At 70.9% G+C, this 26,513-nt stretch carries 24 protein-coding genes and 1 tRNA gene; 9 read left to right on the forward strand and 16 right to left on the reverse strand.

The genetic code is table 11. From position 1 onward, the window contains the following. Window positions 1–3: 3 nt before the first annotated feature. Window positions 4–855 (reverse strand): MurR/RpiR family transcriptional regulator, encoded by an 852-nt coding sequence (locus OHB44_RS06670; RefSeq protein ID WP_238683404.1) that lies wholly within the window; start codon window positions 853–855, stop codon window positions 4–6. A 131-nt stretch (window positions 856–986) separates the two neighbouring features. On the opposite strand from OHB44_RS06670, the gene OHB44_RS06675 reads away from it, so the two are divergent. Together OHB44_RS06675 and OHB44_RS06680 are read left to right on the forward strand one after the other, a co-directional pair. After that, window positions 987–2,597, forward strand: coding sequence for a DUF6541 family protein (locus tag OHB44_RS06675; protein ID WP_330439941.1), 1,611 nt, complete (start codon window positions 987–989; stop codon window positions 2,595–2,597). 90 nt (window positions 2,598–2,687) lie between these two features. Further along, window positions 2,688–4,850 carry a trypsin-like peptidase domain-containing protein gene (locus OHB44_RS06680; RefSeq protein WP_330439942.1) on the forward strand — a complete coding sequence of 721 codons (2,163 nt, stop codon included), beginning with the start codon at window positions 2,688–2,690 and terminating at the stop codon, window positions 4,848–4,850. Window positions 4,851–4,914: 64 nt separating this feature from the next. On the opposite strand, the gene OHB44_RS06685 is transcribed toward OHB44_RS06680, so the two are convergent. From OHB44_RS06685 to OHB44_RS06720, 8 genes are all read right to left on the reverse strand, one after another. Next, window positions 4,915–6,048, reverse strand: coding sequence for a glycosyltransferase family 4 protein (locus OHB44_RS06685; RefSeq protein ID WP_238683402.1), 1,134 nt, complete (start codon window positions 6,046–6,048; stop codon window positions 4,915–4,917). Between the two features lie 68 nt (window positions 6,049–6,116). After that, window positions 6,117–8,219: an acyltransferase family protein gene (locus tag OHB44_RS06690; RefSeq protein WP_330439943.1), complete on the reverse strand. Its 2,103-nt coding sequence runs from the start codon at window positions 8,217–8,219 to the stop codon at window positions 6,117–6,119. Window positions 8,220–8,259: 40 nt separating this feature from the next. Beyond that, complete coding sequence (locus OHB44_RS06695; RefSeq protein ID WP_238683400.1) at window positions 8,260–9,612, reverse strand: O-antigen ligase family protein; 1,353 nt, start codon at window positions 9,610–9,612, stop codon at window positions 8,260–8,262. Window position 9,613: 1 nt separating this feature from the next. Continuing rightward, window positions 9,614–10,960, reverse strand: coding sequence for a lipopolysaccharide biosynthesis protein (locus OHB44_RS06700; RefSeq protein WP_330439944.1), 1,347 nt, complete (start codon window positions 10,958–10,960; stop codon window positions 9,614–9,616). Further along, window positions 10,957–12,024 carry a glycosyltransferase gene (locus tag OHB44_RS06705; RefSeq protein WP_330439945.1) on the reverse strand — a complete coding sequence of 356 codons (1,068 nt, stop codon included), beginning with the start codon at window positions 12,022–12,024 and terminating at the stop codon, window positions 10,957–10,959. Before OHB44_RS06705 ends, OHB44_RS06700 begins: the two co-directional genes overlap by 4 nt. Beyond that, window positions 12,024–12,989, reverse strand: coding sequence for a glycosyltransferase family 2 protein (locus OHB44_RS06710; protein ID WP_210780971.1), 966 nt, complete (start codon window positions 12,987–12,989; stop codon window positions 12,024–12,026). Before OHB44_RS06710 ends, OHB44_RS06705 begins: the two co-directional genes overlap by 1 nt. 91 nt (window positions 12,990–13,080) lie before the next feature. After that, window positions 13,081–14,370: a sugar transferase gene (locus tag OHB44_RS06715; protein ID WP_238684409.1), complete on the reverse strand. Its 1,290-nt coding sequence runs from the start codon at window positions 14,368–14,370 to the stop codon at window positions 13,081–13,083. Window positions 14,371–14,859: 489 nt separating this feature from the next. After that, window positions 14,860–15,762 (reverse strand): LCP family protein, encoded by a 903-nt coding sequence (locus OHB44_RS06720; protein WP_238684410.1) that lies wholly within the window; start codon window positions 15,760–15,762, stop codon window positions 14,860–14,862. A gap of 410 nt (window positions 15,763–16,172) precedes the next feature. On the opposite strand from OHB44_RS06720, the gene OHB44_RS06725 reads away from it, so the two are divergent. From OHB44_RS06725 to OHB44_RS06735, 3 genes are all read left to right on the forward strand, one after another. After that, complete coding sequence (locus OHB44_RS06725; RefSeq protein ID WP_238684408.1) at window positions 16,173–17,006, forward strand: O-methyltransferase; 834 nt, start codon at window positions 16,173–16,175, stop codon at window positions 17,004–17,006. A gap of 4 nt (window positions 17,007–17,010) precedes the next feature. Next, the gene (locus OHB44_RS06730; RefSeq protein ID WP_330439946.1) at window positions 17,011–17,829 is read left to right on the forward strand and encodes an MOSC domain-containing protein; all 819 of its coding nucleotides are present in this window, start codon (window positions 17,011–17,013) and stop codon (window positions 17,827–17,829) included. 110 nt (window positions 17,830–17,939) lie between these two features. Continuing rightward, the gene (locus tag OHB44_RS06735) at window positions 17,940–18,920 is read left to right on the forward strand and encodes an expansin EXLX1 family cellulose-binding protein (RefSeq protein ID WP_330439947.1); all 981 of its coding nucleotides are present in this window, start codon (window positions 17,940–17,942) and stop codon (window positions 18,918–18,920) included. A gap of 4 nt (window positions 18,921–18,924) precedes the next feature. On the opposite strand, the gene OHB44_RS06740 is transcribed toward OHB44_RS06735, so the two are convergent. The 4 genes from OHB44_RS06740 to bcp form a co-directional block, all read right to left on the reverse strand. Continuing rightward, the gene (locus OHB44_RS06740; RefSeq protein ID WP_238684405.1) at window positions 18,925–19,452 is read right to left on the reverse strand and encodes a GNAT family N-acetyltransferase; all 528 of its coding nucleotides are present in this window, start codon (window positions 19,450–19,452) and stop codon (window positions 18,925–18,927) included. Window positions 19,453–19,545: 93 nt separating this feature from the next. Further along, window positions 19,546–19,628: transfer RNA gene (locus OHB44_RS06745), tRNA-Leu, on the reverse strand. Further along, window positions 19,614–20,537, reverse strand: coding sequence for a hypothetical protein (locus tag OHB44_RS06750; protein ID WP_330439948.1), 924 nt, complete (start codon window positions 20,535–20,537; stop codon window positions 19,614–19,616). The genes OHB44_RS06745 and OHB44_RS06750 overlap by 15 nt, the downstream gene beginning before the upstream one ends. A 30-nt stretch (window positions 20,538–20,567) precedes the next feature. After that, window positions 20,568–21,044 carry a thioredoxin-dependent thiol peroxidase gene (gene bcp / locus OHB44_RS06755; RefSeq protein ID WP_091393498.1) on the reverse strand — a complete coding sequence of 159 codons (477 nt, stop codon included), beginning with the start codon at window positions 21,042–21,044 and terminating at the stop codon, window positions 20,568–20,570. Window positions 21,045–21,216: 172 nt separating this feature from the next. Here bcp and OHB44_RS06760 point away from each other — a divergent pair, with 172 nt between their 5' ends. From OHB44_RS06760 to OHB44_RS06775, 4 genes are read left to right on the forward strand one after another with little or no spacing between them, the layout of a single operon-like run. Continuing rightward, the gene (locus OHB44_RS06760) at window positions 21,217–21,933 is read left to right on the forward strand and encodes an energy-coupling factor ABC transporter permease (protein WP_112582195.1); all 717 of its coding nucleotides are present in this window, start codon (window positions 21,217–21,219) and stop codon (window positions 21,931–21,933) included. Then, window positions 21,930–22,355, forward strand: a complete 426-nt coding sequence (locus OHB44_RS06765; RefSeq protein ID WP_330439949.1) for a PDGLE domain-containing protein — start codon at window positions 21,930–21,932, stop codon at window positions 22,353–22,355. Before OHB44_RS06760 ends, OHB44_RS06765 begins: the two co-directional genes overlap by 4 nt. A 14-nt stretch (window positions 22,356–22,369) precedes the next feature. Beyond that, window positions 22,370–23,140, forward strand: coding sequence for a cobalt ECF transporter T component CbiQ (gene cbiQ, locus OHB44_RS06770; protein WP_266303524.1), 771 nt, complete (start codon window positions 22,370–22,372; stop codon window positions 23,138–23,140). Further along, the gene (locus OHB44_RS06775) at window positions 23,137–23,895 is read left to right on the forward strand and encodes an energy-coupling factor ABC transporter ATP-binding protein (RefSeq protein WP_330439950.1); all 759 of its coding nucleotides are present in this window, start codon (window positions 23,137–23,139) and stop codon (window positions 23,893–23,895) included. The genes cbiQ and OHB44_RS06775 overlap by 4 nt, the downstream gene beginning before the upstream one ends. A 282-nt stretch (window positions 23,896–24,177) precedes the next feature. Here OHB44_RS06775 and OHB44_RS06780 read toward each other — a convergent pair whose 3' ends face one another. The 3 genes from OHB44_RS06780 to OHB44_RS06790 are packed head-to-tail and all read right to left on the reverse strand — an operon-like array spanning window position 24,178 to window position 26,490. Further along, window positions 24,178–25,260, reverse strand: coding sequence for a hypothetical protein (locus tag OHB44_RS06780; RefSeq protein WP_330439951.1), 1,083 nt, complete (start codon window positions 25,258–25,260; stop codon window positions 24,178–24,180). Further along, window positions 25,257–25,973 (reverse strand): DsbA family protein, encoded by a 717-nt coding sequence (locus OHB44_RS06785; RefSeq protein WP_238684751.1) that lies wholly within the window; start codon window positions 25,971–25,973, stop codon window positions 25,257–25,259. The genes OHB44_RS06780 and OHB44_RS06785 overlap by 4 nt, the downstream gene beginning before the upstream one ends. After that, window positions 25,966–26,490: a MauE/DoxX family redox-associated membrane protein gene (locus OHB44_RS06790; protein WP_238684750.1), complete on the reverse strand. Its 525-nt coding sequence runs from the start codon at window positions 26,488–26,490 to the stop codon at window positions 25,966–25,968. Before OHB44_RS06790 ends, OHB44_RS06785 begins: the two co-directional genes overlap by 8 nt. Window positions 26,491–26,513 lie beyond the last annotated feature (23 nt).

Raw genomic sequence — 26,513 nt, forward strand, 5'->3', positions numbered from 1 at the left:
CGGTCAACCGAGGAACAACTGTCGGCGGGCCGCGGAGGCTTCGAACGCCTCCAGTCGGCGCTGGGTGTCGGCCGGGGTGGCGTCGCAGATCGCCTGCAACAGCACCATGGCCAGGGTCATCGGGGCGGTGTGCAGGTCGAAGACGAGTTGCGCGCCGACCGCGGCGGCGAGCACCACGTCGGCGTGCTCGGTGGCCGGGCTGACCGGGGAGTCGGTGATCGCCACCACTGTCAACCCGGCGTGGCGGGCGTCGCGCAGCGCGTCCAGGGTTTCCCGGGGGTAGCGGGGCAGCACGAAGGCCAGGACGGCGGACGCCCCGGCCTCGGCCGCCTGCTCCAGGCGGTCGGTGAGCAGGCTGCCGCCGTCGTCGAGGACCCGTACGTCCGGGTGCACCTTCGCCGCGAAGTAGGCGAAGTACGCGGCCAGCGGCGCGGCGGCGCGCAGGCCGAGCACCGGCAGTGGGCGACTCTCGGCGAGCAACCGTCCGGTCTCGGCGATCCGGTCCCGGTCGGCGAGCTGACCGGCCAGTCGTTCCAGGTTGCCCATCTCCGCGCGTACCGCCTGCTGGAGTTCGTTGCCGGCGTCCGTCGATCCGCCTGGAGTCGAGCCGGTGAGGTCTCGCAGCCGGCGGCGCAGCGCCGGATAGCCGTCGTGGCCGAGCGCGACGGCGAACCGGGTGACCGACGGCTGACTCACGCCGGCCAGCTCGGCGACCTCGGCGGCGGACAGGTATGCCACGCCGGGGGCGTGCTGCACCAGACAGTGCGCGATTCGGCGCTGGGTGGGGGTGAGTCGCACCCCTTGGAACAGGTCGAGCACCCGGTCAGCGGGTGCTGCGACAGCTCCTTCATTCATGAGCTGACTCTATGCATAGAAACTTTCATAGACAACCACCTCGGGTCACCCCCGCCCCCCGCTCAGCCGTCACGACTCGTAACATGCGGGCGTCCAGCGCGAGCAGGATCGCGCCAGCGAGAAGGAGCGTCGTGGTCGCAGTCGAGGACGCCCCGCCCATTCGCGTCACTCCGCCGGCACCCGCCCGGCGCGTCCGGGCGACGGTCGGCGAGGCGCTGCCGATCATCGCTCTCGTCGGGGCCTTCTTCGTCGTCAACGACATCCGGTCGTGGCTCACAGCCCAGTACTGGGGCGACGAGGCGTGGGTCGCGCTCTCGGTCCGTTTCCCCCTTGCCGATCTGCCGGTGACGACCTCATCGAGCCCGATCGGGTGGAGTTTCCTGCTCCGACTGGTCCCGGACATCGACCACCTCCGGGTCGTACCCCTGGGTTTCCAACTGCTGACAGTCGTCGCGGCCTACCTTCTGGGCCGCTCGCTGGCGTCCGAACGCGCTCGGGGCATCCTCATCGGCGTCGTCACCGGGCTCGCCGTCCTGCTCCTGCCGGTCCAGCAGACCCGCCACGACCTGAAGCAGTACACAGCGGACGCCGCCGTGGCGGTCTGCCTGCTCGCCCTGGCCACCTGGACGGAACGCTCCTGGTCTCGGCGACGACTCGCTGTGGTGGTGGCCGCGGTGGGCCTGGGCATGCTGCTGAGTCACACCACCGCCATCGTCGCGGTCTGCGTCCTCGGAGGGCTGCTGCTCTCCGTCGCCGTGCGCCGGGAGTGGGCGAGGACGGCCGAGGCGACCGTCGCCGGCCTGATCACCGGCGCGCTCGTCGCCGCCGTCTACTTCGGAGTGTCCGCCCGGGGCAACAACGACGCCATGCGGGACTACTGGGACGCCTTCCTGCCGAGCATCTCCGAACTGCCCGCACACCTCGTGCGGCAGGCCAAGGCCCTGTCGCCGATGCTCGGCGCACCAGTGCCGATCCTCGCCGTCCTCCTCGTGCTCGGCGTCCTCACGCTGTTCCGACGCGGACACGCCGCCCCGGCGATCACCGTCCTCCTGCTGCCGGTGGCGGCCATCGGGCTGGGGGTCGCGGGGATCTACCCCCTGCTCGACCCGCGCACGTCCCACTTCCTGATCGTGGTGGCGGGCCTGGTGGCCGGCATCGGCATCATCGGTCTGGCCGATCTGACCGTCGCCGTGGTCCGCCGCGGGCTGCCCCGGCTACCACCGGGCGTGGTGGCCGCCGTTACCTGCGCCGTCCTGCTCGCCAGCTTCGCCGCCGTCAACCACCGCTGGTACCGCACGGACGGCGACGAACCCGGGGTCTGGCGGGCACACCAGGCCATCACCGACATCGGATCGTCGACCCGGTACGTCGCGGCTCACAAGGGACCACACGACCTCGTCGTGGTCAGTGGGCCCGCCTGGTTCGGGTTCACGCTCTACTCCGACCAGGACCCGCTGAAGCTGGTCGCGCCGGTCACCGGCACCGTCGGTTGGACCCTCACGATGCCCACCCGCGCCGATGTGATCCTCCCGAAGCCGGCCGCCGCCGACGAGCAGTCCATCAAGGACGCACTCGACGAGATTCTGGCCCAGGCCGCGAAACGGCCGCCCGGCACCCGGGTCTGGCTGGTCCGTGCGTACACCCACCCGAGTGAGCCAGTGTGGCAGGCGGCGCTCGCCGACTATCACGTGCAACGCGTCACGTCCGGACCGGAGCCAGTGGTCGTGATCAGCAAGAGGTGACGGCGGCGACGAGCTGACGGGTGACCGCCGGGCGACTGACTGTGGCACCGGTCGGTACCATGCGCCTGGCGGTCGAGCGGAGGAGTTGGCATGCAGCCGGAAGGCCCCTACAGGTTCACCCACTTGCTGGGCGGTTCACCGGTGGGCAAGGCCTGGGCCGCCATCGACGAGCAGGGTCGGTTCGTGAGCGTGGCCGTGCTGGACGCCGCCGTGGCCGCCACTCCCGGATGGCGGGACGCCTTCGCCGGGATCGCTGACGCTCTCGCCCAGTCGGCCAACGGCCCCGCCTTCACGTACGCGGACTTCTCCGCCGCCGCGCCCTGGGTGGCATATCCCGCGGAGGCCGGGCCGGGCGCGGAGAAGCTGATCCGGGCGCTCGGCGTGGAGTACCACCCCGTGCCCGCCGCACCACCGCAGCCGGTGTCCGGCCCGCCCCAGCCCGTGTCTAGCCCGCCGCAGCCGGTGTCTAGCCCGCCGCAGTCGGTGTCTGGCCCGCCGCAGTCGGTGTCTGGCCCGCCGCAGTCGGTGTCTGGCCCGCCGCAGTCGGTGTCTGGCCCGCCGCAGTCGGTGTCTGGCCCGCCGCAGTCGGTGTCTGGCCCGCCGCAGTCGGTGTCTGGCCCGCCGCAGTCGGTGTCTGGCCCGCCGCAGCCGGTGTCCGGCATGCCGCACGCGCCGTGGGCGGTTCAGGGAACTCCTATTCCTCGCCAGCCGATCCTCTCGGATCCGCACCCGGTGTCGGGCGCGCCCACGTCGGCCTTCCCTGCGTCGGGGGTGCCTGCGTCGGGGGTGCCGGCGTCGGGGGTGCCGGCGTCGGGGGTGCCCGCGTCGGGGGTGCCGGCGTCGGCCGCTCCGGCCGCGTCCGACGGTGGCCCGGCATCCGGCGAGAACCTGCAGATGTCGCCCACACAGGCCAGTCCCGCCGAGGCTCCACCGTTCAACCCGTTCGTGGCGTCGGAACGTCGAATCAAGCCCTCCGAGCCGCCGAGGCGGCCGATCGGCCTCTGGGTCGCCGTCGCCGCGCTGCTGTCGGTGGCCGCGCTCGGGGGCGGAGCGGGCCTCTGGGCCGTCTCGGCCACGACGCCCGACGAGCCGGCAGCCGCGCCCACGGCCGCCCCGACCGCCACATCTGCGGCACCCGGGCTCGAGCCGTGGGCGGCGGCCGCACCGCGCAGCCCGGATGAGCATGCCCTCGCCACCGCCGCGCCCTCGATGGTCTTCCTCGAGGTCATCATCAGCGGGTACGCGCGCAACGCGCAGGACGGCACCCTGCTGCACGCTGAGCCCTTCACCTTCAGCCGTCGCTGCAGCGGCGTCATCGTCAACCGCGGCGGGCACGTCCTCACCAACGGCCAGTGTGTCAAGCCCTCCCCGGAAACCATGCGGGACAACGCGCTCGCTGGGCTCGCCAAGAGGCTCGTCGCCGCCGGCCAGCTGAAGCCCGCGGACGTGGACGGCTACACCAAGGGCCGTGCGGCGACCACGGTCTTCACCGGCCGCGACCGCGGCACGGAGCCCGACGCCAAGCTGTACGGACAGTTGAACGTGGCCATTGGCGACGTCACCAACGGTCCGGCGATCCCTGGCACCATCGTCCGGGCTCTCCCCCTCGCCGAGGGCAACCTGGCGCTGGTAGCGCTCGACCAGGCGGACCTTCCCGTTGCCGAACTGAACACCTCCGCCACGATCGCCCCGGATACCGCGCTGCTGATCCTCGGCTACGGCACCACCGACACCGAGTACCGCTCGGCCACCTACACCGTGCGGTCCGCACCGGTGCGGGTGACCGAAGTGGACCCCCAGTCTTCGGTCTACCGGATCAACGCGGACGTCGGGGTGTACTCGCGTGGGGGGATCGCGATCGACCAACAGGGCCGGGTGGTCGGGATGCTCGACCACGACCTGTCGCTCAGCGACGATGCGACCCGGCTCGTGGTGCCGGTTGCCACGATAAGCGGGCTGCTCGGCGCCGCCGGTATCGAGAACGGCCTCGGCGAGCCGGACCGGCTGTACCGCAGTGGCCTGGACGCCTACTTCGCCGGCGACGAGGCGAGCGCCGTGCCGCGGTTCGAGGACGTCGTGGAGCGTGTTCCCTCGAACGTCCTGGCCCGGGCGTACCGCGAGGCGGCCGCCGCGTCGGACGGCAAATCCTCCCGACCCGGCTGGGCGGTGCCGCTGCTCGTCGCCGCCGGCGTCGCGCTGGCGGGTGGGATCGGCATGCTCGTCGTGTGGCGGCGGCGCCGCAACTCCTGGTAGCGGGGGCCAGGGCCTCCGCCGGGCCGTGCCGTACGGTCGGTCGCCGCACGGCATGGCCGACGCCCTACTGCTGTTTGGCCGCGATCTCACACACCTCATGCACGCTGCGAACGGCGCTGTCCCAGGTCAGCGAGGTGCGGAAGTGGGTGACGGCACCGTGGCTCAGGCCGGCGTAGCGGTCGGAGAAGGCCAACAGGTTCGCGACCTCGTCGGCGTACTGCGCCGCCGAGGCGTCGACAGGCAGGAGGATTCCGCTGTGGCCCTGCCGAACGACATCCGGTACGCCGTCGACCGCGCTGCCCAGCGACGGGAGGGCGTACGCCGCGGCCTCGGCGAACACGATGCCGAACGGCTCGTTCCGGGTGGGGAGGACGAACAGGTCGGCCGCCCGGTACAGGCTGTCGAGCTTCGCGCTGTCCTCGGCGCTGTCCTTGTTCAGGAACCCGTGGTAGGTGACGTGGTCCCGCTGCCACGAACTGTCCGGCGGTCGGACGCCCACCACGTCGAGATGGACCGGGACGCCCCGTCGGCGCAATTCGTCGGCGATGAGCACACACCGGTCCATGCCCTTTCGCTCCCACTCGACGCCCACGGCGAGAAGCCGGGGGAGGGCCCCGATCCGAAGCTTCGGCTGCGCCTCCGCGCCGACCCGATTGGCGCCGAAACCGATGCGGTGGACCCGGGACGGGGTGAGGCGGTACCGGGACAGGGCGTCTTCGTACGCGACCGTCGAGGACATGATGACCGCGGCCATCTCACGCAACGACGTTCCCTCGATCGGCTCGACCTGGCGTCGAGTTCGTTCGGAGAGGCGCTGCCAGTGCGGCGCTTTGTCCATCCGCTGCGCGTAGGTGGCGTCGGTCCAGATCACGGCGGGAATGTCACCGTCCTCGACGCCCAACGTGTGCCAGCCAAGCAGAAGGAGGACGTCGGCGTTCGCCCGCCGCGCCTGCGCCTGCATCTCTCGCGTCATCCGTCGGACGAGCCACGGCTCCACCTCCCAGTTCACCTTCAACCGTGCCCGTTTCGACGCCGCCGCGACCACCTTGCCGGAACGCACGAGCAACGGCGAGGGCTCGTCGAGCACCACGCAGTCGGCGTCGAGGTCCCGCATGGTGCGGACGACGTTGGCCGGGATTCCGGACCAGGTGAGGATGTCGTCGGCGCGTCCCTCGGCCGTGCAGATGGCTATTCTCATGGCGAGGATTGTGCCGCAGGCCCTCCATCGGCCCGATGACGCCTCACGCGCCGCTTCGGCGACGTCGTCTAGTCCGCGAGGACCGGCACCAGGGCCTCCTCAAGCAGCGGTGCCAGCTTGCGGGCGTACTCCGCGGTGACGTGGTTCCGGTCCCGGCGGACGACTACCCCGCCGACGAAGATCGGGCACCGCTCGGAGACGCAGAACCAGTCCGCCGTGGCGATGTGCCACGAGCCCCGGGCGCTCCAGACGCGGCGGTCGACCCTGCCGTACGACTGATCCTCCTGGGACAGCGTCGAGATGCAATCCGGGGGTGCGGAGAGCCGGGTGATGCACGTCCTCGGGTCCAGCCCCACCGGCGGCGGTTGCAGGGCGACGATCCTCCCTGCCGCCGCCAGCCACCGTTCCCGAGCGGTACGGGTGGCCTGTTCCCATTCGGTCAGTGACGCGCGCTGACCGGCTTTGGTGAACCGTTGGTGATAGGCGTTGCTGACGACAACCAGTTCGGGTTCGAGTTTCGTGACGAGGGTCCGTACCGTCTCCCGATGGCCCGGACAGGATCGGGTGATGTCGTCGATGGGGGAGACGGTGTCCGCGGCGAGGAAGGGACAGCCGGCGTAGGTCAGGTCCCGGACCACCCACCCGGCCGGCTCGAGAGCCGCGCGGACCAGGGGCAGCCAGGCCGCACCGATGGAGTCGCCGACCACGACGGCCAACCGGCGGGGGCGCGGTGCGGTGACCGCGCAGTCGTTGCCGTCCGGGACGGCCGGCCGGCATCCCCGCCCGTCGCCATCGGTAAAGACCAGCCGATCCAATTTGCCCGGGGGAGGCGTCAACACCGGCCATTCCGCGACGTCGAGCGCCGTGCGGATCTGGGCTTCCAACTGGTCCTGCGACGTGATCGCCACCGGGTGCGCGGCGACCTCCGGCGAGGGCGTGCGGACCGTCACCGTGGCGACCACAGCCACAGTGGCAGCCAGTGCTGTCAGGCCGGCGGCCCGCCGGATCAGCGTTGTGCGGGTCCGGCGGCGCGGCGTTGCTGTCCGCCGGCCCTCCAACCACGACGATCTGCGGATCGGGTCCTCAACCAAGTGGTAGGAGAGCACGGAGAGCAGCGCCGTACCGCCGAGCGTGAGGATGGGTACGGTGTGCCGGCCGGCGGGCAGCGCAGCACCGATCAGAACGAACAGGGGGAAGTGCCACAGGTAGAGGGAGTAGGAGATGTCGCCGACGTACCGTGCGGCCCGGTTGGTCAAGGGAAACATCAGCCGTTGCCCACCGACGCCGCCCGCGATGACCAAGGCCGCCGAGATCACCGACAGGATGGCGCCCGGGACCGGAAAAGGGGTCTGCGCGGAGACGGTGAAGAGCGAGACGGCAAGGCCGGTCAACCCGAGCCACTGGTACGCGGGGCGAGCCGGCGCCGGTATGCGGGCCAGCAGCGGCGTCGCCACGGCGAGCAGCGCGCCGACTCCCAATTCCCAGGCGCGGGAGAAGGTCGAGAAGTAGGCGACCGTCGGGCGATGGCCGACCTCCCAGAGGGCGAACACGATCGAGCCGACGACGACCGCGCCCAGGACCGCCCCCGTCGCCCACTGGGACGCGCTCCCGGCCCGACCCCACCGTACGGCGGCGTGCAACACCAGCACGAGCAACAGCGGCCAGACGAGGTAGAACTGCTCCTCTACCGACAGCGACCAGTAGTGCCGTAGCGGCGAGACGGGGCCGTCGGTCTGCCAGTAGTCGGTGCCCACGGAGGCGAACCGCCAGTTGGACGCGAACAGTCCGGCCCAGAGTGCGTCCCACGCCGTGGACCGGAAGCGGTCGCCCAGGAACAGCAGCGACGAAGCGACGTACGTGCACACCAGGACCAGCACCGCCATGGGCATGATCCGCCGCACCCGGCGCCGGTAGAAGTCCGCGAAGGAGACTCGTCCCGTCCGATCGTGTTCCTTGAGCAGCAGGCTCGTGATCAGGAAGCCGGAGATGACGAAGAAGACGTCGACGCCGACGAAGCCACCGGCCGGCCAGCCGAGGACGTGTTCGAGGATCACCACCACGACCGCTACGGCTCGCAGTCCCTGGATGTCCGCGCGGAAGCCCGTGCCGGGTGTCCCGGGATGCCGAGAGGCGACACGAGGATCCGGCGTCACGAGGGGACCTGACGACATCGGGTGCTTCCTTCGTTGTGCGTCTACCGGACCCTGCGACTCAGTCTCGCGCGTCAGCCGTGGCATGACCGATGCGGTGATCGCTGGAAAGGCGGCGAAGCGCTGCCAGCGGTTCCGGTCGGTCGGCGGTCTCCACCGGTGCCTCCGTTGGTGGAGGTCCCGCCGGTGCGGTCGTTGACGTGGTCAGCATCATCGTGATGAAGATCCAGGTCAGTCCGTCGACGGAGAGCGGGTTCCAGACGACCTCGGTGAACGAGTAGATGACGAAGAGCGCCACGGGCGCCTTGGCGGAGAAGGCCCGACCGTCGGTGACCCTCCCATGCAGCAGGGCCGTCAACCAGAGGCCCCACAGGGTCAGCGCGACCAGGCCCCCGGAAAAGATGACCAGCACGTATCCCGAGTGGAAGAAGTGGTACGGCGCCTCGCCGATGTCCCTGAGGTAGTACCACTTCGAGACACCGACACCGGTGACCTCCGAGTTGGCGATGTAGTCGCGGGCGTGGACCCAGATGTTGCCGCGGTTGCTCAGCGTGGTCTTCGACGCGCTCCAGGTCAGGTAGGTGGCCATGCCGACGCATCCGACCACCACTGCCACGCAGAGCGCGAAGTTGATCTGCGGGTACGCGCGCCGCCGCTCGAGCAGCCAAGCACCGACCACCCATACGCCCACCGCGGCGATGGCCAGGTAGCTGGTCCGGGATCCGGTGGCGACGATGATCAGCAGGCAGTACCCCGCCGCGGCCAACAGTCGTGTCCGGCTCAGGCTGTAGACAGCGGCGACCAGGGTGAAAGACGCGATCATGGCGACGTAGTTCTCGGAGTTGTAGAAGCTCTTGAACAGCGCCCCCGCAAGCGAGCACTTATCCAGCTTTCCGGTGGTGCAGGCCCGCCATGCCTGGTCGTAGAGGGCGGTCGGGATCGTCATTACCGACAGGACGGCCAGCCCGGTGTAGGCCATCGCCCCGATGCTCAGGGTGACCCGCGCCGCCATCAGCCACACCGCGAGCAGCACCAGCCCCGCGGCACCGTACGCGGGCAGCCGTGAGCCGTACACGCCGGCGCCGGCGAGGGCGTCGACGACGAGGCACCAGATGAGTACCGCCCCGGCCATCGCCAGACTGATCCGCTGCCAGACGCCGACGGGGCCGCGCAGCCGCCCTCGCCGCGCGACGACCAGCCACCCGAGAAGACCGAGCAGCAGCAGGCCGATGATCAAGGACGAGCGGTCCTCGGCGAGCGCCGGCGCGGCGTTGGCAAGCACCGCGAAGGCGATGAGTGCGACAGCGACCCCTTTGTCACCGAAGGCGGCGACGACCGCCCGCCGGGTCCAGATCAGCCATGCGGCCACCATGACGCCACTGATGCTCAGCAGAACGCCGAAGAGCGTGGTCACGTCATACCCCTTCCGTGCGGCGCTCGGTGCGGGTGCCGTCCGGGTCGCGTCGCAGGGCGACGACGAGGCACCCCCACAGCAGGACGGCGAGCAGAGCGTCGCACACCAGACTCGACACCACCGCACCCTGCCACCCGTACGCCGGAATCAGCCACACGTTCAGGCCGGCGTTCACCACTCCGACCGCGATCTGAGCGACGGTGCGGCGTCCCTGCATCCGGGCACCGGAAAGGGTATCGGCGGCGAGGTAGTGGATCGCCTTCAGCACCAGCAGCGCGCTCAGGCCCTGCAGGGCGAGGGTGGCGGCCTCGTACTCGGGGCCGAAGACCACCGGCATCATCCAGGCGAACGCGACGAGCAGGAGAGATGCCGGCACGCTGAACGCCAGGTAGCGCGGCAGCAACTTACGCGTGAGCCGCAGTGCGGATCGAGGGCCGTTGCGCCCCGCCTCGAAGAAGCTGGGGTACGCGACAGCACCCATCGAGCGGGCCGGCGTGTACGCGAAGTCGACAACGCGGTATGCCGCAGCGTAGATGGCCGCGCTCTCCGTGGTCCCCAGCTTGGAGAGCATCACCTTGTCGAGGTCGTTGTAGACAGTCTGGGCCGACAGACCCACGGCGAACAGCATGCCGGTCCGCGCCTGCGCCAACGATCCCCGGACCTCCAGCGGAGTCCGACCTGACCCGCGCAGGCCACCCAGGACCACTGCCACGCACACCGCCGTCGACAACAGCACCGAGGTCACGGCCCAGGCGTGCAGGGTGACTGGTCCGGCTGCCGCGGCCAACGCGATGACCCCAACCAACCGGGAGACCTGTAGCAACGCGGGGATGACGGAGGCGAGCAGAATCCGACCACGTGCCTGCACGGACGCGCCAACGGCCTCGATGAGACGCCAGGCCACCAGATCGGCGAAAGCCAGACAGAAGAGGTCGATCAGGCTCGTCTGGGCACCCCAGATCAGCGCTCCCGCCGCAGCGATCAGCACTGTCGCGCCAGCCCCGAACATCACCGACAGCAGCAGCCCTCGGACCAGATGGCGGGCCCACTCGGCGGGCGCGTCGGCGTGGCTCTGGAAGATCAGGCTTGGTGCACCGGCCGACGCGAACGGCGACACGACCGCCACCAGGGCCGTGATGCCGACGAAGAGGCCGTACGTGTCGATGGGCATCTCCCGCGCCAGCAGCACGAAGAGTGCCCCCTGCGCGAGGGTCCGCAGCAGGGTTCCCACGAAGAAGGTGCCGGACTTGCGCAGAAAGGCGTCACCGCGGCGGGGCGCACGATGGCGTGGTGACGCGCTGCGATCCGGTTCGCCCGATAGATCGACTGTTCCTTGGGCGAGGGTCATCGGCGCACCGCCTCCACCCACTGTCGGCTGATCCGGGCCGGATCGAAAGCGACCGAGCGGGCGTGCCAGGCCTTCTCGAAATCGACGGGCCCGGGCCGGCCGAAGCCCGTCAGGTGCCTGATCGCCTCGGCGAGGGCGGTCGAGGTCGGGGCCGTCGTCAGCACGCCGGGCACCAGGTGCGGCACCATCTCGTCGACGGCGGACACGGGCATCGCCGCGACGGGCAGTCCTACTTCGGCTGCCTCGACGAGGCTGAAACCGAAGGTCTCCGCCAGCGACGGGTGAACGAGCAGGTCGGCGTCGGCCAGCAGCCCGCGGACGTCAGGGATCCGGCCGAGGAACGTCACCCGATCCGCCAGGCCGCGCTCGCGCGCCCGGGTCTCCAACAGAGTCCGCTCCTCGCCGTCTCCGGCAAGCGTCAGGTGGTAGGTGGCGGGCAGTTCCGCGAGCGCGTCGATCGCGCACAGGTGGTTCTTCAGGGGGCGGAGCGCGCCCGTGGTGACCAGCCGGATCCTCGCCGGATCGGCGATTGGCCGGGGCGGGACGAACGGCACGGTCGGCACCGGGTTGGGGATCGTGACGACGCGCGACCCGGAGTGGAGATCGCGCACCGTCCGGGCCACCCCGTCGGACACGGCCACGACGAGCCGTGGCCGGAGGGCACCGAACCCGGACGCGCGGGCGAGCATCCGCACCCGACGGTCGGCCCGCATCCGCTCGGGCAGCAGCGAGTGCTCCCAGGCGATGAAGGTCCGAGATGAGCCAGCCAGAGCCGCCCCGACGGGCACGCTGCCCCACAGTCCGCTGGCGACGACCTCCACGTCCGGGGGCAGGCTCCGCAGCCGGCGGCGCAGCGGGGGCACCGCTTCCACCAGCCGGGTGAGCCGCGACCCGAGGTCCAGGGTGTCGACACGGAGGTCGTCGAGCCCGTGCGGAACTCCCCGGGACAGAACGGTCGCGGACACCTCCACGCCGTGACGTGCGAGCCCGCGCATCACCAGGACTGCGGCTCGCTCCATGCCGTAGTACGGCTCGAGCTGCGGCAGTACGAAGTGCAGACGCATCAGTGTGGCCGTTCGGTCTCAAGCGGTCGAGTGGGGCTGCTGGGGGCCTTCGACTTGCGCATGGCGACCCGTTCCAGGGTCGACCGGGGTACCAGCCCGAGCGCCGCCAGCACCGCGTTCCGGGCGGACGGAGGTGAGTTGCGGCGGATCGCCCGCACCATCTCCCGTACGCCCTCCCGGTCTCGGGCCTGGAGAGCGTAGCGGAGGGTCTGGGCCGCGATGAAGTCCGAGAAGGTTCCCGGCGCCCACACTCCCTCCCAGCGCTGGGCCCAGTGCCACGAGGTACGCCAGTCCGCGCCGGCCGAGATCGACCCGGGGCTGCCCACCGTGTAGACGGCCGTCGCCTCCTCCACCTGGACGATCTTCACCCGGGGCAGCCGGGCGACCCGAACCAACCAGTCCCAGTCCTGGTGCCGGGGGAGCGTCTCGTCCCAGCGGCACTCGGTCGCCAACTCGTACGTGGTCAGGAGCGTCGACGTGGGTAGCGACTGCCGGCCGATGCCGAGGTGGCGGCGGCGGAACAGGTAGTCCTCCGGCAGCATGCCGTCGGGGATCACCTCGGCGGGAGCCGGCGTCGGCAGCGGCTCGGCGCCGTCCTTGCGTTGCAGGATCCGGGACGACACGACGGGGCGGAACCCGGCCGCCGCGACCCGCTCCAGCGCGGGCACCTGTGCCGCCAGTTTGGTCGGCAGCCAGGTGTCGTCATCGTCGAGGAACGCGACGTGGCTGCCCGGGATCGCGTGGGTGACTCCGAGGTTGCGGGCGTACGACCCCCGTCGGCCGCCGCCGGTGCAGACCACCCGGTCGATGTGCTGTCCCAGGTTCCGCACCGTCTGCGGCACCTCCGGGGTGTCACAGACGACCACGATGTGCACGGATGCGCCCTGCTGGGAGCGGGCGGAGAGCACCGCGTCGGCGATGCTGGGGCGGCCCGTGGTGGGGATCACGACGGATACGTTCGGCATTGCGTTCTCCATGCGTTGGGGGTACGACCGGCACACGGCCGCCGGGTACGGCCGTTGGCCGTACCCGGCGGTGTGTCGGTGCGTGGGCGGATCAGCGGCCGCCGGCGCGGAACACCTCGGTCACCGTACGGAGCACCACCTTGACGTCGAGCCAGAGGGACCAGTTCTCGATGTAGAAGTTGTCGAAGCGGGCCCGGTCGGAAATCGGGGTGTCACCGCGCAACCCGCTGACCTGCGCCAAGCCGGTGAGACCGACCGGGACGCGGTGGCGCATCGCGTACTGGGGGTATTCGGCCGAGAACTTCTCGACGAAGTAGGGACGCTCGGGTCGGGGGCCGACCACGCTCATGTCGCCCCGGAGGATGTTCCAGAGCTGGGGGAGTTCGTCGAGGGAGGTCCTGCGCATGATCCGGCCGATCGGCCCCACCCGCCGGTCGTTGGCGATGGACCAGTTGGTCTGCGACTCGTGCTCGTCGACGGGGCGCATGGACCGGAACTTGATGATGTTGAAAGGTCGGCCGTGCCGACCGATGCGCTCCTGGTAGAAGAAGATGCCGGGGCCGCCGTCGATGAGCGTGGCGACCGCGCAGATGAGGAGCACCGGGCTCAGCAGGAGCAGCGCCACCGAGGCGAACGCGATGTCCGACGCGCGCTTGAGCGCGGACTGTGGGCCGGAGAGCGTGATGTCGCCGATGCTGACTACCGGGACCGCGCCAATGTGGTCGCCGTGCGAACGGGACCCCCACAGGGGGGTGGCAGCCCACAGGTCGCACTCCGCCGTCCGGGGCCGGGCCAGGATCTCCATGAGTGAGGTCTCGGAGCAGCTCGCGTCCGCGACGATCACCACGTCGCACTCGCGCAGCCGTACGAGGCTGTCGAGGTCGTCGAGGGATCCGATCAGCGGCAGCGCCGACGGGCCGTCCGGAGTGTCGACACAACCCACGAAGCGCAGGCCGTACTGGGGGTAGCGGCGCAGGAGCCGGGCGAGTTCGACGGCGGTGGGGCCACTGCCGACGATGATCGTGTTGTGTTCGACCCACCGGCGCTTGCGGGCGACGATGGCGAATTCGCGGGTGACAGCCCGCCCGAGGATGACCAGCCCCGCCGACGCGGCGACACCGCGGGTGAAGCTGAAGACGTACTCGGCGGATTCGTGACGCATCGCCGCGACGATGGCGACCGCGGACGCCGCGGCCAGCAGACGCCCGCAGAGGCTCGGCACCTCGTCGAGGAAGCTCACGTGCCGTCGTGCCCGGTAGAGGCCGCCGCTGGCGAACACGATCACGGTCAGGACCGTCATGGCCAGGGTGCCGCGCCAGTACTGCTGGGTGACCAGCAGCGGCGTCAGCAGTGCCAGGACGTCGACCGGCGCGGTCATCATCCAGGCCCGCAGCCACCGGGTCCGGGTCGAGGCGCGCGAACCGGCGTACGGCAGGACAGCGGTCGTGTCCAGGCCGGCGCGAGGCTCGTGTTCTGCAGGCGCAGGCGCAGGCGCAGGCGCAGGCGCAGGCGCAGGCGCAGGCGCCGGTGCCGGTGCCGATGCGGGCGGTGCCGATGCGGGCAGGGTTGAGCGCCGGTCGGCGGGCGATGGGAAGGCCGGGGTCTGGTGGCCGGAAGTCTGGTAACCGGCAGGTTGGTAGCCGGGGAACTGGTAGGCGGGAGGGCGACTCCCGCCGCGGCTCCCCTCGTCGTCCCCCTCACCGTCGCCCTGGGTATCGGTGGCGTTGCCGTCGCGGTCATCGGCCGGTACCGGCCGATGCCACATGGCGGGCTGATTGGACATTGTGGACCTCCCCGTGAGGGCCGGCTGACCTGGCCGGTCCGTAACTCAAGACAAGGCGGCGGCCGGCAACAGCCACCGGCCCGGGTGTTACTTGGCGCTGGCGAGAATCTCGTCGACGGAGTCCCGGCGCACGGCATCGTAGAAGGTCTTTGCCTTCTCGGTGTTCGCGAAGACGACGCTCTCGCTGCCCACTCGGCCGGTGCCCTTCGTCGGGCTGGTGACGAAGGTGAGGTTACGGCCGCGAAGGCTCCGCAGGTCTGTCGCCATACTGACGAGCGACATCTTCTCGTCCACCGCCACGGCGCTCGAGGTCGCCTTGACGAAGGAGTTGAGCCGCCCGGGATTGGTGACGATGCCGCCGGACACGGCCTTGTCGAGGATGGCCTTGATGACCTGCTGCTGGTGACGGATGCGGGCGAAGTCGCCGTCGGCGAACTGTTTGCGCTGGCGGGAGTAGTCCAGGGCCGTCTCACCGTCCATCCGCTGCACCCCCTGCTCAAACTTGCGGAACGGCGGGTGGATCGACGTGAACGACTTCTCCGCGTTGATGTCGACGCCGTCCAAGGCGTCGATGATTTCCTTGAAGCCAGCGAAGTCGACAATCATGACGTGGTCGATTCGCACCGTGGTGAACGATTCGACTGTTTGCACCATCAGCGGAATGCCACCCCAGGCGTACGCTGCGTTGATCTTCGCATCGCGGCCGCCGTGCCCCCCGTTCTTGGCCTTCGGCACGTTCACCCAGGTGTCCCGAGGAATCGAGACGAGTTGCGCGCTGGCCCGGTCCTTCGGGATGTGCGCGACGATGATGGTGTCCGTGCGCGAGCCGCCAGTGCTCTCCGGGTCGCGGGAATCGCTTCCCAGGATCAGGATGTTCATCGCGCCGTCGGCCACCGCCTGCGGACGCCCCTCCTCCGGAACGTCGGCGAAGGCGTCCACCCGATCGATGTCCTTCTCGACCGAGCGGAGATAGAGGGCACCACCGATCATGCTGCCGCCGCCCAGGATCGCTGCGACTACCAGGCAGATGACGAGGACGCGACGCCAGCGAGGGCCACGACGTCGCCGCTTGCCCCCGGCCGGGACATCCTCCTGCGGATCGACTGCGTGTGGGTCGAAGAATTCGGTGTCGGCATCGGTGTACCGCTGAGCACCAGACATGCCGGCGATGCTACTGATCGCACGCTCCTGACGTGCACCCTCGTCCTTTCGGGTATCGCATACCTGCCGACCGGTGCGGCGAACCCGGCCCTGCGTTCGGACGGACTGCCGGTAACGCCGGCCCGGGAGCGCTTTCCAGGCCCTATTGTGCTGCCCCGGCGGGAGGGCGGAAACAGCGTGACCATCGACTTTCGCGAGGACCCTCCCGCTGCCGCCCGAACCCTGCTACAACGGCACCCGTGGATCGAATCAAGCTCCGACGGGCCGTCGCGCGTACCCCACTCGCCCCGATTGCCGCCTTTCCCAAGCGGCTTCGCACGATCGCGCGGCACGACGCGAAGGTGCTGCGCCGCTCGGCGCGCTGGCTGCTGACCTCCCGCGAGCACCACAACTACACGTACGACCTCACCTCGTTGAGCCGCAACCACCTCGCCTGGTTCGTCAGCGTGGTCTGCGACATCCCCGTCAAACAGGTACGCGCGTACCTCGGCGAGATCGAGTCGGACGACAGCCTGCGCCAGCACCTCCTGGCGGCGATCGCCGCCTCCGACCGGCGCGGCCTCGCCGACAGGGAGATCCGCTACGCCCGGCGGATCGGCTGGTACGCCATCGTCCGTGCCACCCGCCCCACCCACGTCGTCGAGACCGGTGTCGACAAGGGACTCGGCAGCGTCGTCCTGGCGTCCGCCCTGCTGCGAAACGCCCAGGAGGGACACCCGGGCCGGGTCACCTCGCTGGACATCAACCCCGAGGCCGGCTACCTCGCCCGGGTCGCGCCGTGGTCGGAGGTCGTCGACCTGGTGATCGGCGACTCGATCGCCTCGATCGGCGCGCTGGACCGCCCAGTCGACCTGTTCCTGCACGACAGCGACCACAGCCGCGCCCACGAGAAGCGTGAGTTCGACGCCGTGGAACCCAAGCTCGCCCCCGGCGCGATCCTGCTCACCGACAACGTCACCAGCACCAACGTGCTCGCCGAGCACGCCGAACGGACCGGCCGGCGGTTCCTCGCCTACCGGGAGAGCCCGGCCAACCACTGGTACCCGGGCGACGGGATCGGCGTGGCATGGTAGCCGGGTGCGGCTGACCTCGATTCACACGTACCCCATCAAGGGGTGTCACCGGCTCGACCACGACGGCGCGTTCGTGCACCAGTGGGGCCTGGCCGGCGACCGACGCTGGATGGTCGTGGACGCCGACGGGGTCGGCGTCACCCAGCGGGACACGACCCGCCTCGTCAACCTGCGCGCCGCCGTGCGCCCCGGGGGTCTGTCGCTGCGCGCCGACGGGCAACCCGACCTCGACGTGCCCGAGCCGGCCGACGGCGACCCGGTCGCGGTCCGTACCTTCCGCAGCCGCACCTTCCCGGTCCCCGCGCTGCCGGCCGGCCAAGCGGCCGACGACTGGCTCGGCGCCCTGCTCGGCCGACCGGTCCGACTGGTCTGGCTGGCCCAGCCGACCCGCCACCTGGCCGCCGGCACCCGCGAACACGACACCGGTGACCAGGTCAGTTTCGCCGACGCCTACCCGGTGCTGCTGACGAACGTCACCTCCCTCGACGCCCTCAACGACTGGCTGGTCGAGGCGGGGGAGGCGCCGGTGCCGATGACGCGGTTCCGACCCAACCTGGTCGTCGACGGTGCGCCGGCCTGGGCCGAGGACGACTGGGTGGGTCGTCGGCTGCGCATCGGCGACCGGATGTTCCAGGCCGCCGGGCCGTGCGACCGTTGCGTGGTGACCACCACCGACCAGGAGACCGGGGTACGCACCAAGGAGCCGCTGCGCACCCTCGGTCGGCACCGCAACGTCAAGCAGAAACTCCTCTTCGGACTGAACCTGGTGCCACTCGACAGCGGACCGCTGGCGGTGGACGCCCCGATCGCCGTCGCGCCCTGACCGGCCGCCGACCAGCAATCGGCACCCCACGGTCACCGTCCGTCGATGCTGTCTTAGCTTTGGCTTAGCCCGCTTGTCGGCACCCGACCGGGTCCGGCAGCATCGCCGTCGTGACGGACGGAAGCGCTGTCGACATCAACATCGACCTGGACCATCCTCCAGAGGACCGGCCCGCGCCGTCGTCCGGCATGAAGCCCTGGCTGGTCGCCACCGGCGTCACGGTCCTCGCGGCGACGCTCGGGCTCACCCTCACCCTGCGCTCCGGCTCCACCCCGGCCTGCGCCGCCGGTCGGACGCTGGCCGCGCCGCCGACCGGCAACGCCACGCACACCGGCAAGGCCACCTTCTACGACTCCAAGGGCGCCGGCGGCAACTGCTCGAACCCGGCTGCCCCGGCGAACCGGCTCTACGTCGCGCTCGGTCCGACGGAATACTCCGCCGGTGCCGCCTGCGGCGGATTCCTCGACGTCGTCGGCCCCAAGGGAACCGTCCGGGTGCTCATCATGGACCAGTGCCCGGAGTGCGAGCCCGGCCACCTCGACCTGTCCCGCGAGGCGTTCGCCCGGATCGCCGACCCGGTCCAGGGTCTCGTTCCGGTCACCTACCGCGCGGTGGTCAACCCGCCGCTGCCCGGACCACTCACCTTCCGGATCAAGGAGGGCGCATCGCAGTGGTGGTTCGCCGTCCGCGTCGGCAACCACGGCAACCCGCTGCGGTCCGTCGAGGTCCGGCAGCGTGACAGTGACCCCTGGCAGTCGGCCGCCCGGCAGGACTACAACTACTGGCTGATCGCCTCCGGCGCCGGGCCGGGCCCGTTCAACGTCCGGGTCACCGACGTGTACGGCAACCGGGTCACCGTCGGGGGCATCCGGATGGCGCCGGGCCAGGCGCAGAACAGCACGGTCCGGATGTACGCACCCGGGGCCGCCACACGTCGTCCGTCCGCGTCGGCCCGACCGTCGAGCAGCCGACCCGCCGTCACGCCGACGCCGACCCGTCGCTCGGTCGAGGTGGCGAGGACGAGCGCTCCGGCCACCGACGTGCCGACCACCAGCTCGGCCCGGGCCAACGCCCGGTGGTGCGAGGGCTGACCGCTCAGTCGGCCACCGTCAGATCGAGCCACATCAGAATCTCGTCCCGGTCGTCATCGGGGGCCACCCGCAACGCGCCCGGCAGCCGGCCGACCTCCCGATACCCGAGGCGGCCGTAGAACTTGTCCAACCCCAGCCCGTCGCGCACCGTGACGTGCAGCGCCTCGTGGCCCAACGCCCTGCCCAGCCGGGCGGCCTCCACCATCAGCGCCGAGCCGTAGCCGGCACCCTGGGTGTCCGGGTGGACCATCACCCGCTTCAGCACACACCAGTGCGCAGTGAGCGGAAAACGGTTGTCACTGAAGATCACCATTGCCGCCAGCCGGTCCCCGGAGTAACCGACCAGCAGCCGGTCCGGTCCGTCGGCGATGCCGGCGAAGGTCGGATCGGCGGTGACGTGCACGTCGGTGGCGGTGACCGGTGGCACGAAACCAACAGCGCCGCCGGCGTTGCTGACGTCCACCCAGAGATCGACGATCTCGGCACGCAACTGCGGGGTCAGGTCAGGATCGAGGACGAAGCGCAGACTCACGCTCGCCATCCTGACCCAACGACCAGGCCCACGACCCGTGACAGTGACGCGCCCGACAGCCGCCGCCGTTCAGTACGTGTTTTCGTTGCCCTGTGCGGGAGAGGGGATTCGAACCCCCACATCCTTCCGGATACAGGTTCCTAAGACCTGCGCGGCTGCCGTTACGCCACTCCCGCCAACTCCCTGAGTTTAGAGTGTCTGGCTTCGGCGGTGTTGAGCCCGGCCTCCTTGAGGATGGCCGAGATCGTGCCGTGACCAACTCTGCATCCCCCACCAGGCAGATCGCGGAGAATGCCGGACAGGCGCTTCGGCCCGACATCCGGGTGCGCCAGCGCCTGTTCTAACACCGCGTCGCGATGAGCGATCGAACGCCAACTGCGGCTCGGACGCGGTTTCAACACGCCGTCCTGCTCAAGCCTTCGCCGAACTTTGTGCAGATAGGCCGGAGGCCAGCCCAACTGTCGTGCCGCCTCCAGGGCCGTCACCTGCTGTGCGTCGACCCGACCGAACAGGTCGACGAGGTCCGTCCGGGTGGCCGGTCGACGATCAGAACCGGCCGTCCCGACGTAGCGTTCCTCCCCCTCGGTTGGCGTCGCGAGGATGGGGAGGTCGGTAGCCCGTTTTCCTCGCCCGGCGTAGGTCGCGGTCTGGCTGTGGCAGTTCGGGCAGAGGAGCCGCAGGTTCGGTGGCCGGTTGTCGAGGAAGTCCCCACTGATGTGGTCGACGTGCAGGATGAGGGACGCGCCTTGCCACACCGGCCCTATCCCGCAGCCCTCGCACTCCTCTGGCACGCCGAGTGTGCCCAGTGCCCACTTCAACCGCACGCCGGGCGTCCGGCGGGACCCGTCGGGCAGCACAACCAGGAGCTGCGCCGATGTGGTGCGCCGTTCGCCACGCCGCCCCTTGTTGTGGGCCTGCCTCGCGAAGTGCGACGTGTCGATGCCGAACCGCTTGAGCTGTCGGCTGATGTGCGCGTGCGAGCCACCGCTGACGCGTACGCCGAGCAACCGCATCACCTCGGTGATGTTGCGGGCGGCGGCGGCAGCGGCGGCCAGCGCTTCGGGCGTGTACTTGTATCGAACCACTGACGGACCGTAGCGATCCGGTACGACAGGTCAGTCCAGGCCGAGGTCGCGGCGGAGCTTGGCGACGTGCCCGGTGGCCTTGACGTTGTAGAGCGCCCGCTCGACCTTGCCGTCGGCGTCGATCACGAACGTCGAGCGGATCACGCCGGTGACGGTCTTGCCGTAGAGCTGCTTCTCGCCGTACGCGCCGTAGGCGGTCAGCACCGACTTGTCCGGGTCCGACACCAGCGGGAAGGTGATGGCGTCGCGCTCGCGGAACTTCGCCAGCTTCTCCGGCTTGTCCGGGGAGATGCCGACGACCTCGTAGCCGGCGGCCTGGAGTGAGGCGAGCGAGTCGCGGAAGTCGCAGGCCTGCTTGGTGCAGCCGGGGGTCATCGCGGCCGGGTAGGCGTACAGGACGACCTTGCGACCTCGCAGGTCGGCGAGGGAGAGCTGGTCGCCGGTGTCGGTGGCGAGGGTGAACTCGGGCGCGGGGTCACCGGGGGAGAGGCGGTCGGGCGAGGTCATGGCCTCGACCCTACCGCCGCGCCGGCGAGCGGCCGAGCACCGATGGGCTGGCGGGGTCTGACCTGGAGTGATCAAGCCCATGCGTTGTTGCCAGAGTCTGGCAACAACGATGCTTGGGAAATAGGCTGACCCACGCCGGCCCGGTTGGGCCCGCTGACGCGTGGGAGGTCGCGTGGAGACACTGGCGATGCACATCTCGAACGGGATCATCGACGGTCCCGTGGCAGCGATCTTCGCTGCGCTCGCTCTTGCCGCGCTCACCGCCTGCGTTCTGCGCGGCCGGCGTGACCTGGATGACCGGCTGGCCCCGATGGCCGGCCTGGTGGCGGCGTTCATCTTCGCCGTCCAGATGCTCAACTTTCCGATCTTCACGGCCGGTGTCAGTGGTCACCTGCTCGGTGGAGCGCTGGCCGCCATGTTGGTCGGCCCGTGGGTCGGCGCGCTTTGCGTGGCGGTGGTGCTCGTCGTACAGGCACTGATCTTCGGCGACGGCGGCGTGGCGATGCTCGGCCTCAACATCACGAACATGGCGTTGCTCGGCACCGCCGCGGCGTACGCGCTGATCGCGCTGCTGCTGCGGGTACTGCCCCGCACGCGTGCCGGTCTGGCAGTGACCGCTTTCGTCGCCGCGACGCTCAGCGTGGTGGTGGCGTCGCAGGGCTTCGTCCTGGAGTACTGGCTGGGTGGCACCACCGACCTGGGCAACAACCTGGGTGGCCTGGCCGGCACGATGGCCGGCGTCCACCTGTTGATCGGCATCGGCGAGGGCCTGATCACCGCGACCACGGTGCTCACCGTCGCGAAGGTGCGCCCCGACCTGGTGTACGCGCTGCGTTCGCTGCGCGCGCCCGCCGCCCCCGCCGTCCCGGTCGCCGGAGGTGTCCGATGAAGAACCGCTCCTGGGCCTTCCTGGCCGGCGGCCTGCTGGTCGCCCTGCTGCTCGCCGGCGTGGTGAGCAACTACGCCTCCTCCCACCCGGATGGGCTGGACTCGTCCCTGCTCAAGGGCTGCACCGTCGACGCCGACGACAACATCGTCGGGGGCAGCTGCCCGGCCCAGCAGGCCCGTGACCACGAGTTGGCCGACAGCCCGCTCGCCGACTACGGCGTACGGGGCGTGCGGAACAGCTTCGTCTCCACCGGCCTCTCCGGGGTGCTCGGGGTGCTGGTCACCTTCGCGATCGGGGCCGGCGGATTCTGGCTGCTGCGCCGTCGAGGCGGCACACCGACCGGCGCTGACGCGGCGACGCCCACCGAGGGTGACCCCGCGACGTCCAGCGACATCCGGCGTCGCGCCGACGCGGCCAGCTGAGCAGGGGTACGCGGATGGGGGCCGGTCACGGGCACGTGCTGTACCGCGAGTCGGACTCGCCGGTGCACCGGCTCCCGCCCGAGGTCAAGATCGTGGCGATGGTGGTCTTCACCCTCGCCGTGGTGGCCACTCCACGCGAGGCGTTCTGGGCCTTCGGCGCGTACGCCGTGCTGGTGGCGGCGGTAGCGGCGCTGGCCCGGGTGGGCCCACGGTGGTTGCTCAGCCGAGCGTTGATCGAGCTGCCGTTCGTGCTGTTCGCTGTCGCCCTGCCGTTCCTCGGCAGCGGCGACCGGGTCGAGGTGCTCGGCCTGCGGCTGTCCGAGGACGGGCTGCACGGCGCGTGGAACATCCTGGCCAAGGGCACGCTGGGGGTGCTCGCCTCGCTGCTGCTGGCCGCGACCACCACCACCCGGGACCTGATCGTGGGGCTGGACCGGTTGCACTGCCCGCAGGTGCTCACCCAGATCGCCACGTTCATGCTGCGTTACCTCGACGTGCTGGTCGGTGAGGCGCGGCGGATGCGGGTGGCCCGGATCTCGCGGGGCGACGATCCGCGCTTCCTGTGGCAGCTGCGCGGCTTCGCGGCCGGGATCGGGGCGTTGTTCCTGCGTGCCTTCGAGCGCGGCGAGCGGGTCTATCTGGCGATGCTGTCCCGGGGCTACACCGGGCGGATGCCCGCCGTGTGGCAGGGCGAGGGTGCGGCGAGCGCCGGTCAGTGGCTGGTCGCGGCGACCGTTCCGGTGGTGGCGGCCTCCATCGCCGCCACCGCCGTCGTGCTGTCATGATCGGTGTCGTGCAGACCGCTGTCTCGCTGGACGTTCGGGGTGTTCGTTACGCGTACCCGGACGGGCACGTCGCCCTTCAGGGGGTCGACCTGACCGTGCCGCGGGGCGACCGGGTGGCGCTGCTCGGGCCCAACGGCGCCGGCAAGACCACGCTGGTGCTGCACCTCAACGGCATCCTCACCCCGACCGAGGGCAGTGTGAGCGTCGGTGGGCTGACGGTCACCCCGGATCGGGCCACCCTGGCCGAGGTGCGCCGCCGGGTGGGCATCGTCTTCCAGGACCCGGACGACCAGTTGTTCCTGCCCACGGTTGCGGAGGACGTGGCGTTCGGGCCGGCGAACCTGGGTCTGCGCGGGGCCGAGCTGGCCGCCCGGGTGGACGAGGCGCTCGCCGCGGTGGGGATGAGCGAGCATCGGGAACGGGCCCCGCAGCACCTGTCGTTCGGGCAGCGTCGCCGGGTGGCGGTGGCCACGGTGCTCGCCATGCACCCGGAGATCCTGGTGCTCGACGAGCCGTCGTCGAACCTGGACCCGGCGGCCCGTCGGGAGCTCGCCGAGATCCTGCGCGGCCTGCCGGTGACCCTGCTGATGGTCACGCACGACCTGCCGTACGCGGCGGAGCTGTGCGAGCGCTCGGTGATCCTGGACGACGGCCGGATCGTCGCCGACGCCCCCACCAACACCCTGCTCAACGACGCTCCCCTGCTGGCAAGGCACCGCCTGGAACTCCCCCGAGGCTTCACCCCGCAGTCCTAAACCAACTCCCAGCGGCCGCCCCCGCCCGCGCCCCCGCCCGCGCCCCCCGCCCGCGTCCCCCGCCCGCGCCCCTCGCCCGCGCCCCCGCCCTCGCCCCGCCGATCTTGCACTTTCTGTCCCCGCCTTTGGGGCGAAAGGCGCATTTAGCCAACCCAAAGTGCAAGATCGGCGCGCGGCGGGGCGGGGCGGGGCGGCGCTGCGCGGCACGGCGCGGCGCGGCGCGGCGCTGCGCTGCGCGGGGCTGCGCGGCGGGGCGCGCGGGGCGGGGCGGGGTTGCGGGGGTTAGGGGGTTGGGACGGTTGCGGCGGTGGTGCGGGAGGTGGCGTGTAGGCGCAGGATGCCGGCGGCTGTCGCGCCGGCGCCGGTGATCAGGAAGAGCGCCACCATCACCCGGGCGGCAGCGGGTGACCAGGGCACCGGGGCGATGGCGCGGGCGAAGACGGCGGCGTTCGACGCACCGGCGAAGAGCGCCAGGCAGGCACCGGCCAGCGCGACCACGAAGTCGGCGGCCGGGCGGCGGCTCAGCGCGTACCAACCGGCGGCGATCGCGCCGACGCCGGTGAGCAGGGACCAGATCTGCCCGGAGAGCAGCCCGACCAGCACCCCGCCCACGCCTTGGGCGCCCGCGTCCAATTCCCGTCCCACCGGGTACCCGACGGCCAGCACGCCGCCGCCGATCAGCAACACGCCGAGCGCGGACAGCGCGCGGGAGCCGGCCGGTGCGGTGGCGGCGAACAGGCCGAGCGCGCCCACCGCGAGCAGCCCCACGATGGTCGCGGCCCACCAGGTGTACGCGTCCGGCGGCGGCACCCAGTCCAGCGTGCCGCCGATCGCCAGCGGGTCGGTGCCGTCGCGCAGTGGAATGGCCCAGTCCCGGACCCGGTGTTCGCGGTCCGGTGCGGCGCGTACCGCGGCCGGTGGTGCCGACTCCTGCCACAGCGCGCGTTGGTCGTGCCAGCGCGCTGTGGTGCCGTGGTCGATCCGTTGCCAGGACGGTGCGGCTGCCGGGTCCGCCTCGGCCGGGAGCGCGGTGTCCCCGGCGATGGTGCGGTTCAGGTAAGTGGCGGGGGAGTGGCTGTTCTCGAAGACCCCGTCCGGGCCGACGCGCAGGTACGGCTCACCGGAGTAGCCGATGACCTCGATGGTGCGGCCGGTGCGGTTGGTCAGCTCCAGTCGGGCGCCCGCCTCGATGACGCGTACCTCAAGCCCTGGCCGCGCTGGTGCGACCCCTGTGGTCCGGGTGCGGTAGTCGGTGCCGTCCGGTGCGTCCGCGCCGTGCGCGGCGGCGGGCGCCGCGCTGATCAGCGTCACCAGGCTGGCTGCGGCGGCGACCAGTCCGGCGCGGCCCAGCAGGGTACGGATCACTTGCCGGCCGCCGCCACGGCTGCGGTGAGAGCGTCCGGGGTGGGGTTCTCGACGGGTTGACCGTTGACCTTGACGGTCGGCGTGCCGGTGACGTTGCTCTGGCTGGCGTCCTCGGTGACGTGTTCGGTCCAGGTCCGGTACGTCTTGTCCTTCACGCAGCTTCCGAAGGCGCCCCGGTCGAGGCCCACGCTGGTGCCGATGTCGATGAGTTTGTCGTCGGTGAGCCCGGCGCTGCCCTCCGGCGGCTGCTGGGCGAAGAGCGCCTTTGCGTACTCGTGGTACTTGCCGCCCGCGGCGGCGCAGCCGGAGGCCGCCGAGGAGCGGGTGGAGTAGTCGGTGGTGGAGAAACGGTTGAGGTACGCGACCGGGTGGTAGACCACCTTCGCCTTGTTCTCGGCCACCAACTGTTCGAGCGTCGATCCGCTGGTCTGCTCGAACTGTTTGCAGGCCGGGCAGAGGAAGTCCTCGTAGACGTCGACGGTGACGGGCCCGCCGCCGGTGACGATGCCGGTGCCGGCCGCGTTGGCGCCGGGCGGGGTGGTGAAGCTGTCGGAGCGCTGGCTGGACCAGACGGCCCAGCCGATGCCCCCGGCGATGACCAGGACGAGGACCGCGGCGGCGGAGACCCAGATCGTGCGGCGGCGGCGCCGCTCGCGGGCCAACTGCTCGCGAACCACCCGGGCGGCGTCCCGCTGCCCCTTACGACTACTCATCCTCGTCCTCCACAACGGGTTCGCCGGACAACCACCCGTCCACCGATACCGGCGTACGCGGCCAGATCAGCAGAAATCCGGCCAGAACCAAGAATCCCAGGTCCCGGAGGATCTCCGGGAGGTAACTGGGTGCCTGCCCCGCGGCCAACTGCCCGCCGCTGCCGAAGCAGCCGCAGTCGATGGCCAGCCCACGCGCCCACGCCGAGGCGATCCCCACGATGAAGACCACCAGCAGCGCTGCGGACACCCCGGCGATGAGCCGGGTGGCCAGCCCGAGCAGCAGCAGCACGCCCAACGCCAGCTCGACGAAGGGCAGGGCCGCGCCGATCACTGTCGCCACGTCGTACGGCATCACCTGGTACGCGTTGACCGCCCGCCCGGAGGCGGCGAGATCGCTGACCTTCGACGCGCCGGCGACCAGCCACACGGCGGCGAGGCCGAGTCGGGCCGCGATGCCGAGCCACGGGCGGACCACTGGCCAACGGCCGAAGCGGGTGGAAGGTGCTGTCACGCTCATTTGTCGTCCCGTCCGCGCCGGAA

The sequence above is a fragment of the Micromonospora sp. NBC_00821 genome (genome assembly GCF_036347035.1).
Classification (GTDB): Bacteria; Actinomycetota; Actinomycetes; order Mycobacteriales; family Micromonosporaceae; genus Micromonospora; species Micromonospora hortensis.